This window comes from Acidovorax sp. Root267, assembly GCF_001429215.1.
Taxonomy (GTDB): Bacteria; Pseudomonadota; Gammaproteobacteria; order Burkholderiales; family Burkholderiaceae_C; genus Acidovorax; species Acidovorax radicis.
In genome coordinates this window covers 96687-111086 of sequence record NZ_LMJC01000012.1, presented here as the reverse complement: position 1 = coordinate 111086, position 14400 = coordinate 96687, and the positions used below count along the sequence as shown (strand labels likewise).

The 14400-nt window shown below is 68.1% G+C and carries 16 protein-coding genes; 10 read left to right on the top strand and 6 right to left on the bottom strand.

All coding sequences use genetic code 11. The features are described from left to right. Positions 1 to 77 precede the first annotated feature (77 nt). The 5 genes from ASE39_RS10085 (at position 78) to ASE39_RS10065 (ending at position 3681) form a co-directional block, all read left to right on the top strand. Positions 78 to 989: a ProQ/FINO family protein gene (locus ASE39_RS10085; protein ID WP_057271431.1), complete on the top strand. Its 912-nt coding sequence runs from the start codon at positions 78 to 80 to the stop codon at positions 987 to 989. 90 nt (positions 990 to 1079) lie between these two features. Next, positions 1080 to 1721 carry an alpha/beta hydrolase gene (locus ASE39_RS10080; RefSeq protein ID WP_057271046.1) on the top strand — a complete coding sequence of 214 codons (642 nt, stop codon included), beginning with the start codon at positions 1080 to 1082 and terminating at the stop codon, positions 1719 to 1721. Positions 1722 to 1908: 187 nt separating this feature from the next. Continuing rightward, a complete protein-coding gene (locus ASE39_RS10075) occupies positions 1909 to 2205 on the top strand; it encodes a DUF2798 domain-containing protein (protein ID WP_192426480.1) in 297 nt (98 codons plus the stop codon). Between the two features lie 191 nt (positions 2206 to 2396). Then, positions 2397 to 2885, top strand: a complete 489-nt coding sequence (locus tag ASE39_RS10070; RefSeq protein WP_010466952.1) for a GyrI-like domain-containing protein — start codon at positions 2397 to 2399, stop codon at positions 2883 to 2885. A gap of 61 nt (positions 2886 to 2946) precedes the next feature. Next, the gene (locus ASE39_RS10065; protein WP_010466953.1) at positions 2947 to 3681 is read left to right on the top strand and encodes a YafY family protein; all 735 of its coding nucleotides are present in this window, start codon (positions 2947 to 2949) and stop codon (positions 3679 to 3681) included. A gap of 43 nt (positions 3682 to 3724) precedes the next feature. Here ASE39_RS10065 and ASE39_RS10060 read toward each other — a convergent pair whose 3' ends face one another. Continuing rightward, a complete protein-coding gene (locus tag ASE39_RS10060; protein WP_010466954.1) occupies positions 3725 to 4687 on the bottom strand; it encodes a LytTR family DNA-binding domain-containing protein in 963 nt (320 codons plus the stop codon). 182 nt (positions 4688 to 4869) lie between these two features. On the opposite strand from ASE39_RS10060, the gene ASE39_RS10055 reads away from it, so the two are divergent. Further along, on the top strand, positions 4870 to 6099 hold the full coding sequence (locus ASE39_RS10055; protein WP_010466955.1) for an acyltransferase: 1230 nt from the start codon (positions 4870 to 4872) through the stop codon (positions 6097 to 6099). Between the two features lie 69 nt (positions 6100 to 6168). After that, positions 6169 to 6663 carry a GNAT family N-acetyltransferase gene (locus ASE39_RS10050; RefSeq protein WP_242421402.1) on the top strand — a complete coding sequence of 165 codons (495 nt, stop codon included), beginning with the start codon at positions 6169 to 6171 and terminating at the stop codon, positions 6661 to 6663. Between the two features lie 14 nt (positions 6664 to 6677). On the opposite strand, the gene ASE39_RS10045 is transcribed toward ASE39_RS10050, so the two are convergent. From ASE39_RS10045 to lplT, 3 genes are all read right to left on the bottom strand, one after another. Continuing rightward, positions 6678 to 7166 (bottom strand): glutathione peroxidase, encoded by a 489-nt coding sequence (locus ASE39_RS10045; RefSeq protein ID WP_057271044.1) that lies wholly within the window; start codon positions 7164 to 7166, stop codon positions 6678 to 6680. A gap of 65 nt (positions 7167 to 7231) precedes the next feature. Continuing rightward, on the bottom strand, positions 7232 to 8128 hold the full coding sequence (locus tag ASE39_RS10040; protein ID WP_057271043.1) for a DMT family transporter: 897 nt from the start codon (positions 8126 to 8128) through the stop codon (positions 7232 to 7234). Positions 8129 to 8414: 286 nt separating this feature from the next. Further along, positions 8415 to 9719 carry a lysophospholipid transporter LplT gene (gene lplT / locus ASE39_RS10035; RefSeq protein WP_057271042.1) on the bottom strand — a complete coding sequence of 435 codons (1305 nt, stop codon included), beginning with the start codon at positions 9717 to 9719 and terminating at the stop codon, positions 8415 to 8417. A gap of 135 nt (positions 9720 to 9854) precedes the next feature. On the opposite strand from lplT, the gene alr reads away from it, so the two are divergent. Together alr and ASE39_RS10025 are read left to right on the top strand one after the other, a co-directional pair. After that, positions 9855 to 10970, top strand: a complete 1116-nt coding sequence (alr, locus tag ASE39_RS10030) for an alanine racemase (protein ID WP_057271041.1) — start codon at positions 9855 to 9857, stop codon at positions 10968 to 10970. Between the two features lie 133 nt (positions 10971 to 11103). Next, positions 11104 to 11979, top strand: a complete 876-nt coding sequence (locus ASE39_RS10025) for a hypothetical protein (protein WP_010466962.1) — start codon at positions 11104 to 11106, stop codon at positions 11977 to 11979. 123 nt (positions 11980 to 12102) lie between these two features. Here ASE39_RS10025 and ASE39_RS10020 read toward each other — a convergent pair whose 3' ends face one another. Further along, complete coding sequence (locus ASE39_RS10020; protein WP_010466963.1) at positions 12103 to 12576, bottom strand: MarR family transcriptional regulator; 474 nt, start codon at positions 12574 to 12576, stop codon at positions 12103 to 12105. Between the two features lie 68 nt (positions 12577 to 12644). Here ASE39_RS10020 and ASE39_RS10015 point away from each other — a divergent pair, with 68 nt between their 5' ends. Then, the gene (locus ASE39_RS10015; RefSeq protein WP_057271040.1) at positions 12645 to 13466 is read left to right on the top strand and encodes a siderophore-interacting protein; all 822 of its coding nucleotides are present in this window, start codon (positions 12645 to 12647) and stop codon (positions 13464 to 13466) included. On the opposite strand, the gene ASE39_RS10010 is transcribed toward ASE39_RS10015, so the two are convergent. Next, positions 13450 to 14337, bottom strand: a complete 888-nt coding sequence (locus ASE39_RS10010) for a LysR family transcriptional regulator ArgP (RefSeq protein ID WP_010466966.1) — start codon at positions 14335 to 14337, stop codon at positions 13450 to 13452. The genes ASE39_RS10015 and ASE39_RS10010 overlap by 17 nt on opposite strands. Positions 14338 to 14400 lie beyond the last annotated feature (63 nt).

Sequence of the window (14400 nt, the reverse complement as noted above, 5' to 3'; positions counted from 1 at the left end):
AGTTTGGTGCCTGTAGCCGCAACGCTGGCATGATCGAGGGTTTTGTCGCCCCCATTTTTGCCCCGAACTGCAACGCCATGACCGACTCCGTGTCCGCACAAGAACAACCCCACACAGCCCCTGCCGCACCGCTGGCAGCGCCTGTTGCGGCCGAGGCCGCCGCTGCCGTGGCAGCCACTGCGCCCATCGCGTCAACCGAAGCCGGGGCGAACCAGCCGCGCACAGGCGGCTCGCGCCGTGGTGGCCGCAACCGCCGCAAGCCCGAGGGCCGCGAGGTGTCCCCGGGTGCGGCGGACGCCGCAGTGCCCGCGGGGGCAGCACCAGGCGCAGGCCCACGCGCGCCCCAGCGTGTTCACCCTGCGCTGGAGCAACTGGCCGCGCTGTACCCCCCACTGTTCGGTGCGGTGTTTCGCCCGCTCAAACGGGGCATCTTCCAGGACCTGCTGGCCGCGCACCCCGAGCTGTTCGAGCGCGAGGCGCTCAAGGTGGCCCTGGGCATCCACACCCGCTCCACGCGCTATCTGCAAAGCGTGGCGGCAGGCGACAAGCGCCACGACCTGCAAGGCCAACCCGTGGAAGACATGGCCCCCGAGCATGTGCACCATGCGCTGCTGGAGGTCTATCGCCGCAAGAAGGCGCGCGCCACTGAAGACCTGCTGCCCAAGCTGCGCAACCGCATGATGGCCGCGTTCGAGGCCTCGGGCCTCACGCGCGAGGCGTATACCGAGCTGGTGCTGAGCCGCGATGACGCCGCCAACGCCATCCTCGAAGAAGCCTTTGCCGAATGGTCGGCGCGCAACGCCAAGGATGAGGCCCTGCTGCGCGCCTTTGAAGCCAGCGGCCAGACGCTGGACGCCTTTGCCGACATGTACGGCATGGTGCCCCGCACGGTGGGGCAGCAGCTGGAGCGTGCGCGCCGGCTGGCATCCGCGGCCGCCGCAGCCGCCAGCGCTGCCGCCGCAGCAACACCTGCGCCCGAAGGCGCATAGCTGACCCGGCTGCAGGCTGGCCTGCAGGGTGTGCTACCCCACGTGCGTGTTGATAGTCGTGCCGTGTGCACGGGCGTTGGAAAAATCTTGATGCGTGCGCCTGAAAAACTCATCTTTCTCCCCGGCGTGGGGGGCAACCCCGCCTTCTGGCGGCCTGTGGCGGACGCACTGCCACAGCCTGCGGCGCATGTGTTGCTCGGCTGGCCGTGGTTTGGTGCCGCGTCCCCGGCCGACCTGCCCGCCACGGGCGCCCGGAATATGCAGGACCTCGTGGAGGCCACCACGGTGCACATGGACCGGCCCTGCGCGCTCATTGCGCAATCGATGGGAGGCGTGGTGGCCCTGCTGGCCGCATTGGAGCGGCCCGGGTGGCTGACGCACCTGGTGCTGGTGGCGACTTCGGGCGGTATCCCCATCGACGATCTGCACCCCGAGGATTGGCGCCCAGGCTTCCTGCAATCCAATCCCGCGTTTCCGCAGTGGCTGGCCGATGTGCGCCTGGACCTGTCCTCCCACCTTCCCTCGGTGCCGGCACCCAGCCTGCTTTTGTGGGGGGATGCGGATGCCATCAGCCCCACTGCCGTGGGGCAGCGTTTGTCCGGGCTGCTGCCCCACAGCCGGATGCACGTGCTGGTGGGCGGTGGCCACGATCTGGCCGTGACGCACGCGGGCGCAGTGGCTGCACACATTGCAGACCATTTGCAGGGCGCAGCACAGCGCCCCAAGGCGTAGCGCACGGGCGGCTTAGAATGCCAGTTGTGACCCGGTTCATGGGTTGCCGTAAGCGTTTACGTCAATCAACGCGCCAACCAACACCGGCCCTGCCGGGGTGGTGGTCCCCGGTTCGCAAGTGGCACGGCAGGTCGTGCGCGGGCTGGGGGCGGCGCCTTGCTTGACCGGTTTGCTTTCTGGAACTTCAATGAACCAACCTTCGTCTCCTCGCACCTCTGGGTCCTCGTCCTCCAGGACCTTTTTCGGCCTGCGCAAGCTCCCTGCGCGTTCTGCGGCCTGGGTCACGCCGCTGCTGTTGTCGCTGCTCATGACCTTTATCGTGTCCCTGATCAGCACCCTGCGTGTGGTGGGCTTGTCGATGGACGTGCCCCGTCTCTGGATGAGCTCCTGGGCGTTGTCCTGGCTGGTGGCGTTCCCCACGCTGCTGCTGGTGCTTCCGCTGGTGCGCCGGGCCACGGCCGCCATCGTGGAGCCACAGGGCTGACAGCCTGTCCTCCCGGACCGCGCGGAAGCTGCTGACGCCCCGTGTCAGCAGCCTTCCGCCTGCGGCTTGAAGAGCCTGCACGCTACTGACATCAAGGTGTCAGTAGCAGACCCGCACCATTCGTCCCTCGCAGCTGCACACCCTGATCGATCTGCCGATTGATCCCATTCACTGACCAGAGAGGACCCGCCATGACAAACACCCCCGCAACCATCCAGATTCCCGCATTCAGCGTGGCCGGCATTGCCGTGCGCACGCGCAACAGCGAAGAGATGAACCCCGCGATCGCACGCCTCGGAGGCCTGTGGGACCGATTTTTCAGCCAGAGCTGGGAGCGCAAATTGCCCAGCCGGGGCGACGACGGGCGTATCTTCGGTGTGTACAGCGGCTACGAGTCCAACGAACATGGCGCTTTCGATGTGACCGCCGGTGTGGCCGTGGCTGACCCGGATCTGGCTCAGGCCGTGCCCGGCGCTGCCCGCATCGATATCCAGGAAGGCGACTATCTGGTTTTCACCGGCCAGGGCGACATGCCGCAGATGGTGATCGACACCTGGGTTCGCATCTGGCATTACTTTGCCGAGAATACGCAGGTGCAACGCCGCTTTGGCACCGACTTCGAAGCTTATGAAGGCCCGGACCGGGTGGCCATCCATATTGGCGTCATGCTTCCAAATTAGTAGCGATCAGCGCTTGTTTTTCAAGCGCTATTGCCCGAAATCACTGAAAAATCGAGATCCCATGCGCCGCGCTGACCGCCTGTTCCAGATCGTCCAGCTCATCCGGGGGCGGCGCCTGTCCACCGCCGCCTTCCTGGCCGAGCGGCTCGAAGTCTCGGCCCGCACCATCTACCGCGATGTGGCGGACCTCCAGCACCAGGGCGTGCCCATTGAGGGCGAAGCCGGTGTGGGCTACCGCCTGGGCGCGGGCTTCGAGCTGCCGCCACTCATGTTCAGCCAGGGCGAAGCCAATGCGCTGGTGGCCGCTGCACGGCTGGCCCAGGCCTGGCTCGATGCCGGGCTGGCGCGCGAGGTGGAAGGCGCCTTGGGCAAGATCCTTTCGGTGCTGCCCCCGGCCGCGCGCGTGGCGGCCGAGGCGCAGGCGCTGTATGCGCCGTCCGTGGGACTGGACCCGCGCGTCCAGGCCACCCTGCAGGCTCTGCGCGAGGCGGTGCACAGCCGGCATGTGGTGCAGATCGACTACGCCGACGTCCAAGGCCGTCCCAGCCTGCGCCGCCTGCGCCCGCTGGGCTGCTTTTATTGGGGCAAGGTCTGGACGCTTTCAGCCTGGTGCGAGCTGCGGGGCGATTTCCGGGGCTTTCGCATCGACCGCATCGTGGACCTGGTGGTGCTCGACGAACAGTTCCGCCAGGAGCCCGGCAAGACACTGGCCGACATGCTGCGCAAGGTGGAGGCGGAGATGGGCTCGTGTCCGCCAGAGTGGCCGGCTGCGCAGACACCCGGGTTGAATGCCTGAGGGGTCCGCGCAGGCGCGCGCACCGGCTCGCATGCGTCACGCGCTATCGTGCCGTCGTCACCAGCCCGTCCCGGTACCGCCGGCTACAAGGCACGCTGCTCCCATCCTTCATCACCAGACGCGCATCGCCGCTGTCCAGCGGCTCAATCTCGGCGATGGCGTCCAGATTGACGGCGTAGCTGCGGTGCACGCGCACGAAGCGTGTGGGGTCGAGCTGCGTTAGAAAGTCGGTGAGCGTGGAGCGCAGCAGGTAGTCGTGGCCGTTCACATGCAGGCCCACGTAGTTGGCCTCGGCCTGCAGCCAGGCGATGTCGCCCGCCGCGATCAGGAATTCGCGGCGCAGCTTGCGCACCAGGAAACGTTCGGGGCGTTGGGGGGGAGGCGCGGCCGGGGCCTCGGGCGTTGATGCCGGGGCTTGCGTGGCCGTGGCTGCCCCGGGCGCACCCGGCGTGTGGAGCGGCGGTTCTGGCTCTGCGGGCGGCTCGGGGGCATCCAGCACGCGGGCCTCGCCCTGCAGGCGCAGCAGCAAGAAGCGGTAGCTGACCAGCGCACCCAAGGTAAGCGTGTAGCTGCGCACATCCTTCAAATATTCATAACCCCACTGCGTCCACCAGCCGGGCGGCTGGTAGTGCTCGCCCAGGGCCGCGTAGCCCGCATGGCGCAAGGCCCACATGCCCGCCAGATGCACGGTGCAGTACACCACGCTGGCCAGTACATGCCAGGGCAGATGGCGCCGGAGCGTGCCCCTGCGCAGCACAAAGCGCCGCTCGAACGCCACCACGGCCGGGATCAGTGCTGCGACCACTGCCACGCTCGACAGCTCCCACAGCAGTGGCTCCCACGCCGCCACGGATCTGCCGGAGCCGCGCAGGTCGATCCATGTCACCACCGTGTTGAAGGCTGCCTGCACCAGCAGCACCACGGCCCAGAAGCCGACTTCGGCACGCCGCCGCAGGGCGCGGTCGTGGGGGTAGCGGTCGATCCAGGCGGGCGCGGGGGCGGTCATGGATGGCAAGTGTAGGCAGGGCCGTGCGCCGACGGGCGGGAGTTTCCCCCGGAGCGACTCCTTTTCGTCCCTGCCACCCGCCGCTCGTCCCTGCGGCGCCCCGGCCCGTCCCCTGGGAACACCGCACGATGGGGTGGGGGCCCAGCATCCCGCCCTGTGATCCACCCTGCCTGACTTGTGCCATGTCTACCCCTTCCTGCGCCGCCGCCCCCGTCCGCCGCCATGACATTGACGCGCTGCGGGCGCTGGCCTTTGGCTTGGTCATCCTCTACCACGTGGCGATGTATTACGTGGCCGATTGGCATTGGCACCTCAAGAGCCCGCACGCGGCCGAATGGCTGCAGACCCCCATGCGGGCGCTCAACCTCTGGCGCATGGACCTGGTGTTCCTGGTCTCTGGCCTGGCCTTCGGGCTGGTGCGCCGGGGGCAGACGGTGCCTGGGCTGGTGCGGCTGCGCAGCCTGCGCCTGCTGATCCCGCTGGCCCTCGGCATGGCGGTCGTCGTGCCCTACCAGCCCTATGCTCAGGGGGTGGCCAACGGCCTCATTGCGCCAGGCTTTGGCGCCTTTTTGCTGCGCTACTACGCTGGCAGCACCTGGCCGGCGGGGGCGTTCGATGGCTGGGAGGCGGGCGTCACCTGGAACCACCTCTGGTACCTGGCCTACCTGTGGGTCTACACCGTGGTGCTGGCCGCGCTGCTGCCCCTGGCCGAGTCTGTCGTCGGCCAGCGTGTGCGCCGTGCCTTCCTCCACCTGCGGGGCTGGGCGCTGGTGCTGATGCCCGTGCTGCCGCTGGCGCTGTACTCGGTACTGCTGTGGCGGCATTTCCCACCCACCCACGACCTGATCCATGACGGATGGCTGCATGCCGTGTACTTCACGGTGTTTGTCTACGGCTACTGGATCGGGCTGGATACCGGCTTGTGGACGGAACTCGTGCGCCTGCGCTGGCGCACCCTCGCCCTGGCGCTGGGGGTGTTGGCGCTGTACCTGGGGCTGCTCGGCTTGGCACAGCAGCACGGGATTCGGGCCGCGCGCTTGCCCCTGCGCGTGCTGGCGGACGTGTACCTGTGGGCCGCGCTGATCGCCATCCTGGGCTGGGCCCACCACCGCCTCAACCGGCCCTGGCCCTGGCTGCGCTGGGCCAGCGAGTCGGTCTACCCGTGGTACATGCTGCACCAGACGGCCATCATCGTGCTGGTGGTCTGGCTGGCGCCTGTGCAACTGGGGCCCGTGGTGGAGCCGCTGGCCCTGGTGGCCGGGACGGTGGTTCTGTGCTGGGGGCTGACCGCTGTGGTGCGGCGTGTGGGATGGCTGCGGCCGCTGTTCGGGTTGCCGGGCCGAGGCAGGGTGCCGATGGCCCAAGGGGCGGTAGCGGGTTTGCGCGCAGACCCGCTACCGCCGGTGCGTTGAGGGCCGCAACTTGCCCAGCCGGGACTGAGGAAGAAGGGTTTTCGGGGGGTGCCCGGAGACAATGCATCCGTGTCGTCCAACTCCCATGATTCCACCGTCCTGCCCTTGGTGCGGCCCGCGACCGACGCCGACCTTGCCAGCCTGGCCCGCGTATGGCGCAGGGCCTGGTGTTCCGCCAACCCATCCGTGGCGTCGGTGGCTCCACCAGACCACTGGGAGGCGCGGGTCCGTGCGGAGTTTGGTCTGCCGTGTGTGACGCGGGTACGTGCGATCGGGCAAGAGGTCACGGCGTTTCTGGTGCTGGACATGGCCCACGCCCATCTGCACCAGCTGTTTGTGGACCCCGACTGCCAAGGCCAGGGCGTGGGGGCTGCGCTGCTGCAACAGGTGCATCACCTGTGCCCAGGCGGCTGGACCCTGCATGTGGCCACCGCCAACCACAGTGCGAGGCGCTTTTATGCGCGGCATGGCCTGGTGGAGGGTGCTGTCGATACCCATCCGGCCACGGGCCGGGAGCGCGTGCTGTGCCGGTGGCGCCCCCCTGCGGCAGCGGCCGCAGGCTGAACACGCTCTGAGCGTCAGGCGGCGAGCGCTGCCTCGATGTCGCCTGCCAGCTTCTTCGGCGCATCCTGCGGCGCGTAGCGGCGGATGACGCGGCCATCCTTGCCGACCAGGAACTTGGTGAAATTCCATTTGATCGCCTTGCTGCCCAGCAGCCCGGGGGCTTCGGCGGCAAGCCACTGGTACAGGGGCGACGCGTCGGCGCCGTTCACGTCGATCTTGGCCATCATCGGAAAGCTCACGCCGTAGTTGAGCTGGCAGAAGCTGGCGATCTCGTCGTTGCTGCCGGGGTCCTGGCTGCCAAACTGGTTGCAGGGGAACCCCAGAACCACAAGGCCCTTGTCGGCATAGTCCTTGTGCAGCTCTTCCAGCCCGCCGAACTGCGGCGTGAAGCCACAGGCGCTGGCCGTGTTGACGATGAGCAGCACCTTGCCCTGGTACTGCGCAAGCGGCACGGTCTTCCCGTTCATCTGCTGGGCTTCAAAGTCGTAGATGCTGGTGGGCATGCGGAACCTCCGGGGTTGGGATGACGCCCCATGGTAGCCGTTGGCTCTCGGCGTGCGCGCCCCGCTCAGTGGGCGGTGGCGCCGGGGCGGCGAAACTGCAGCGCCGCGAGCAAGGACGCCAGCAGGATCAGCGCCCCACCCAGCACGGTGCGCGTGCTCAGTGTGGCTGCGCCAAGCAGGGCCGACGACACGCTGGCAAACATCACCTCCGACAGCATCACCAGCGCCGTGGTGCCCGCCGCCAGGCGTGCGGCGCCGAATTGCAGCGCCCAGTTGCCCAGCATCAGCACCCCCGCCAGCAGGAGGCCGGTGACGACCCAGGTGTTGTTGGGGGCGGGGAAGGGCTCGACCACGCCCAGTTGCAACCCGACGCAGGCCACGGCCAGCGCCATGAGCATGCAGCCGCCGAACATGGTGACCATGCGCGCAGGCCCCGGCACGGCGTGCAGGCGGCGCAGCGTGACATTGGTGAGCGCGAACATGAAGCCGCCCAACAGGGCCAGGCCGTCGGCCAGGCTCAGGTTCTGCAGCAGGCGCGTCGCGGGCGCGCCCTCGGGCAACAGCACCAGCACCACGCCCGCGAAGGCCAGGGCTAGGCGCAGCAGTGCCGAGGGCGTGGGCCGCTCGCCCAAGATGCGCCAGGCCAGCAGCACGGCCCAGGCGGGCATCAGGTAGAACAGCAGGATCACGCGCACCACGTCGCCAATGGTCACGGCCCAGTTGAAGGCCACGTTGTTCAGGCCCGAGGCCAGCGCCAGCAGCCACAGCTGCGGGTGGTCGCGCACCTGCCGCAAGATGCCCGGGCGCCCGGCCAGCAGCGCCACCAGCACCACGGCGTACATCGACGCCGTGGCCCACAGCGGATGCAGCCCCGCCTGGTGCATGCGCTGGAACGGCCACCACGCCAGGCCCCAGACGAAAGCGTTGAACAGCAGGGCGGCAAAGGGCAGGGGTGAATGCATTGAGAATAAAAACAGGCTCTGGCGCTTGATGAATAAGCGTTAATAGCTATCAATTATGTAGCAAATAGTTCCACGCAGCACAGCCGTTAAAACTGGCACGCTCCCCTACCAGTGCACCCGTGGAACTGGCTCTGCCAGGCCACGGGGTGCGTCCACCTCCCGCGCAGCGAGAGAGGGGGAAGGCGCGCAGCGCCTCAGGGGGAGCCTTCCGTGATTCCAGGCCACCGGGTGCGTCCCCCTCCGGGGGAAGCGGCGCAGCCGCACAGGGGGGCTTCGCAATCAGGAGTCAGTGATGCGTATCGTGCCGCGCAATGTGCAGCAGGTGGTTCACTTCGTCGCGGTAGTTGACGCAGTTGCGCTGGTGCCAGCGGCGGATGATCCACATGATCCCGGCCACCACGAGGCCGAAGGTGATGATCGCGCCAAACACCGACAGGCCGAGCTTGAGCGACAGGCTGTAGAACGCGCCCAGGCCCAGGATGCAGGCCTGCTCGTTGAAGTTCTGCACGGCAATCGAGCGGCCCGCGCCCATGAGGTTGTGGCCCCGGTGCTGCAGCAGCGCATTCATGGGCACCACCAGGTAGCCACCCAGGCCACCCAGCAGGATGAGGAAGGGAATCGCCAGCCAGATGTTGCTGATGAACACCATCAGGATCAGCAGCAGCCCCATGGCGATGCCCAGGGGGATGACCTTGGTCGCCATGTCCAGGCGCATGCGCATCGAGGCCACCACCGCCCCCACGGCGGTGCCGATGGCCACGACGCCGGTGAGCGCCGAGGCCTGCGTGGTGTTGTAGCCCAGCGCCACGGCGGCCCACGCCAGCACGATGAACTTGAGGTTGCCGCCCGCGCCCCAGAACAGGGTGGTGGTGGCCAGCGAGATCTGGCCGAGCTTGTCGCGCCACAGGCGGCCGTTGCAGGCCCAGAAGTCGGGCAGCAGGCCCAGCGCGTTCGAGAAAATGCCGCGCGACGTGTCGCTGCGCATGGGGCGCATCTCCACCCCGGTGTGTGGAATGCGGGTGTTGAACCACGCGGCCAATGCGTACACCGCGATCAGCGCGGCAATGGCCGATTCGGCGGGCGTGTCCACACCCGTGTCGATCATCGGGATGTCGATGCCCAGCAGCAGGCGCGACAGGTGCTGGCCCACCAGCTGGCCGCCAAACAGCACCCCGAGGATGATGGACGCGATGGTGAGCCCTTCGATCCAGCCATTGGCCTTGACCAGTTGAGAGGCTGGCAACAGCTCGGTGAGGATGCCGTATTTGGCGGGCGAGTAGGCCGCAGCACCCAGCCCCACCACCGCGTAGGCAATGAGCGGGTGCGAGCCGAACAGCATCATCAGGCAGCCCACCACCTTGATGGCGTTGCTGACGAACATGACCTTGCCCTTGGGCAGGGCGTCGGCAAAGGCGCCGACGAAGGGCGCCAGCACCACATAGAACAGCGCAAACATGGGCACCAGGGCCGCGCGTTGCCACTCGGGGGCACCTTCTGTGCGCAGAAGCTCCACGGCGGCCACGAAAAGTGCGTTGTCGGCCAGCGAGCTGAAAAACTGCGCCGACATGATGGTGTAAAAACCGCGCTTCATCGAATGGCTGTTGGCTGCATCAGTTCGGCTGATGCCCTGTTAAATGTGGGGACCCTGGCAAGTGACGGACGGTTATATCACGCGGATAAACGGCCACGGTGCCAGAATCCGGTGCTTCCCACCCGGTCAAACCCCATGCCCCGTCCCATTGCCGCCACCATCCACACCGCAGCCCTGCACCACAACCTGGAGCGTGTCCGACAGGCGGCCCCCGATGCCAAGGTCTGGGCCGTGGTCAAGGCCAATGCCTATGGGCACGGCATCGAACGCGCGTACGAAGGCCTGCGCGGCGCCGACGGCTTTGCGCTGCTGGACCTGGCCGAGGCCGAGCGCGTGCGGCAGCTGGGCTGGCGTGGGCCCATCCTGCTGCTCGAAGGCGTGTTCGAGCCACGCGACCTGGAACTGTGCTCGCGCCTGGGCCTGTGGCACGCGGTGCATTGCGACGAGCAGATCGACATGCTGGCCGCCCACAAGACGCAGGTGCCCCACCGCGTGTTCCTCAAGATGAACTCGGGCATGAACCGGCTGGGCTTTGCGCCGCAGCGCTTTCGCGCAGCCTGGGCGCGGCTCAACGCGCTGCCGCAGGTGGACGAGATCTCGTTCATGACCCACTTCAGCGACGCCGATGGCCCCCGGGGCGTGGCTCACCAGTTGGCCCTGTTCAACACCGCCGCCCAGGACCTGCCCGGTGAGCGCACGCTGAGCAACAGCGCCGCCACCCTGCGCCACGCGGCGGACGCGCGCGTGCGCGCCGACTGGGTGCGCGCTGGCATCGCGCTGTATGGCAGCGCCCCCGACTATCCGGAGCATGACGCCAGCCACTGGGGCATGCGCCCCACGATGACCCTCGCCACCCGCCTCATCGCCACGCAGCAACTGCAGGCGGGCGACACCGTGGGCTATGGCTCGCGCTTCACGGCCGAGGGGCCGCTCTTGATCGGCGTGGCGGCCTGTGGCTATGCCGACGGCTACCCGCGCCACTGCGATACCGGCACCCCGGTGCTGGTCAACGGCGTGCGCACGCGGCTGGTGGGGCGGGTGAGCATGGACATGGTGACGGTGGACCTCACGCCGCTGCAACAGGCGGGCGTGGCCGCAGGGTTTGGCGCGGAAGTCACGCTGTGGGGCCAGGCCAGCAACGGCACGGTGCTGGGTGTAGACGAGGTGGCCAGCGCTGCAGGCACCGTCAGCTGGGAGCTGCTGACGGCGTTGGCCCAGCGTGTGCCTGTGTCGGTGGATGGCATCGGCTGAGCCGATCCGTCGACAAGTTCACGCAAGGCGGGGCGCGGGGCTGCACTGCCGGGCCAAAGTGGTGTGAAATGGCGCGGCGCCGGCACGCAACACCGCTGGCCGCTCCCCTCTTTCCACCGCAGGTGTTTCCTCCATGGCCACTTCCCGCAGCGACCGCAACAGCAATAGCAAGAAGAAAACTTCCACCTGGCGCTCTGTGCGCATGCCCCACCACGGCACGGTGGCGCGCACCCTGCAGCAGCGCTACAGCCTGCGCTGGCATGGGCTGCTGATCGGCAGCTTCACGTTGCTGCTGATGTGGTGCACCTCGCATGTGCAGATGCTGGTGGGCGTGGAGTCGCTGGCGCTGCGGTATTTCGTCACCCTCTCGGTGGGCTACCTGGGGTATCTGCTGGTGCTGCGGGCCTGGGCGGCGCGGCTGGTGCGGCAGGACCGCGACACGGGTGGCGATGGCAGTGGTCCGGAGGTGCCCGACGTGTCCTGGCCTGGCAACGGGTCGTCCGGCGGTGGCAGTGGCCAGGTGCCGCTGCCGCGCACGGGCGGCGGTGATTTTGGCGGTGGCGGGGCTTCCGGCGACTTTGGCGGCGGGTGGACGCAAGGCCTGTCCAGCGGGGGCTCCAGCAGCGATTCCAGCGCGCTGGGCGACCTGGCCAGTGGCGCCGCCGACGCCCTGGGCAGCGCCGACGAAGGCGCCGTGGTGGTCGTGCCCGTGGTGGCGATCTTCCTCATCGGCGCGGCGATCATTTTTGGCGCGGGCTCGCTGGCGATGCTGTTTTTTGGTTGGGATGTCTTGCTGACCGTGGCGGTGGAGATCGCCTTCTCGGTGGCCACTGCGAGGGCCGCCGTGGGCGTGGAGCGCGAGGGCTGGCTCACGGCCGCCGTGCGCCTGACCTGGAAGCCCTTGCTGGGCGCGCTGGTCTGCGCCGTGGTGCTGGGTGCCACCATCGACCATTTCATGCCCGGCGTGCAGTCGTTGCCCCAGGCCGTGCGCGTGATCCAGGGGCAGTGATGGAAAAGATAAATTGCTACTAAATTGGTAGCTATAAATATAGAAATATCCAGCGCTAGATCCCAATTTCACCATTTTTCCTCTTTGAGCGGGGGGCTGGCGTCCTGCGCCTCCTTCCCGTCGCTAGCGGCGGCAGTCCCGGCCGCCCTGGCAGCCGGTATCGATGGCGTCCAGGTTGCTGCGTACCTGCGCCAGCAGGGCGAGCAGCTGGGCCTGCGTGGCGTTGTCGCACCCTTTGAGCAGCGACGCCGCCAGCCCCCGGCGGGCGTCGCGCAGCGCTTGGTGCAGGGCCGCACCCTGGGCGCTCAGGCGCAGGCAGCGGCTGCGTTTGTCCTCGGCATTCGGTGCGCTCTCCAGCCAGCCCTTGTCCTGCAGCATGCCCACCATGCGGGCCACCTGCGCCTTGTCCGCGCCGCTGTGCGCCACCAGTTCGCGCTGCGTGGTGCCAGGGTGGCGGCCCACGAACATCAGCGCCCGCACTTCGTTGTGCGTCAGGTCGGGGTGGATGGCGGCCATGGTGCGCACCATGTGGGCCCGGTAGACATGCAGCAGGTCGTGCATGGCTTCAAAGACATCGGCGGGCGCGTGGGTGGTCATGGGGATTTGTGGTTGACAAAATCAACCAATTCGCAGATCATTGGTTGATTAAATCAACATTTTAAGTCATGAACGCACCCCTGCCTACCGCCACATCCCGCGCCGACGCTGCGCACCTTGCCGTCGAACGCGTTCGCCACCCCTTGCAGGCCCGCCACCTCCAGGTGGTGCGGCGCACCGCCGTCAGCCCCGGTTTCGTGCGGCTCACCCTGGCCGGGCCCGAGCTGGCCGGTTTTGTGAGCGCGGGGTTTGACGACCACCTCAAGCTCATCCTGCCCCAGCCAGGCCAGGAGCGCCCGTCGCTGCCGTCGATGCAGGACGGCCGCCCCGTCTTCCCCGACCCACGCCCCGTGCTGCGCGACTACACCCCTGCGCGCCATGACGCCGCTGCGGGCGAGCTGGACATCGAGGTGGCCCTGCACGACGCAGGCCCTGCCACCGACTGGGCCGCGAGCGCCGCCGTGGGCCAGTGGGTGGGCGTTGCCGGGCCGCGCGGCAGCATGGTCGTACCCACCGGTTTTGACTGGCACTGGCTCATCGGCGACGAGTCGGCCCTGCCGGCCATTGCCCGCCGCCTGGCCGAGCTGCCCGCCAGCACGATGGCCGTGGTGCGTATCTACCTGCGCAACCCGGCAGATCAGCGTGCGTTGGCCAGTGCCGCGCAGCTTGATGTGATGTGGGCGGACTCCTTGCCCGGCGCGGTGGATGCCCTGGTGCTGCCACCGGGCGCCGGCTACATCTGGGCGGCCGGCGAGCACAGCGACATGGCTGCCGTGCGCCGTGCCGTGCTGGCCAAGCCGGGCGTGGACGCCAAGCGCATGCGCATCTCTGCCTACTGGAAGCGCGGCGCTGCAGACCACCACGAAGACCTGGTCAGCGCAGCAGGGTAAGCGCCGCCGCTTGCTGCACCGCTTCGGTCATGTGGTGCAGCGCCTGCACGTTCAGGCGCCAGTATTGCCAGTACAACGGCACATCCACCGGCTTGCCCGGAATCAGTTCGACCAGCGTTCCGGCCTTCAGGTCGTGCTGCACCATCGGGTCCGGGGTCATGCCCCAGCCCAGGCCAGCCCGGGAGGCCATGACAAACGCGTTCGCCTCGGGCAGCCAGTGCACAGGCGGCGCGAGTTTGCGGCGCGTGATGCGCCCCACAAAGCGCGCCTGCAGGGCGTCCTTGCGGTTGAACACCAGCATGGGCGCCTGCGCCAGGGTGGCGGCGTTCACCCCCTGGGCAAAGTGGCGCTCCATGAAGACGGGGCTCGCCAGCGCGCGGTAACGCAGCGTGCCCAGGGGCAGCACCTTGCAGCCCTGCACGGGTTGTGGGTCGGCCGTCACGGCGGCCATCACGCGGCCCTCGCGCAGCAGGTTGGCCGAGTGGTCCTGGTCTTCGACATGGATGTCGAAGGTGATGCTTTGGCCCTCTGCGGCCTGGGCCATGGCGTGGGGAAACCAGGTGGCCAGCGAGTCGGCATTCACACCAATCGCCAGGCGCGTGGACGTGTGCTGCCCGCCGCCGAGGGTGGCCAGCGCGTCGGCCTCGCTCAGGGCCACTTCGCGGGCGTGCCGGTACAGGGCCTGCCCGGCCTCGGTGGGCGTGCAGGGCGTGGCACGGCGCACCAGCACCTGGCCCACGCGTTCTTCGAGCAGCTTGACGCGCTGCGACACCGCAGAACGCGTGACGTGCAGCACAGCGGCGGCGCGCTCGAAGCTGCCCTCGTCGATCACGGTGGCAAAGGCGTTGAGCTGGGCAGAGTCGAGGCGCATGGGTGGTTAGCCATTCTGACGGATCGTTAAAAAGTATAGCTGGCATGACCAGGGTGCAGTGCC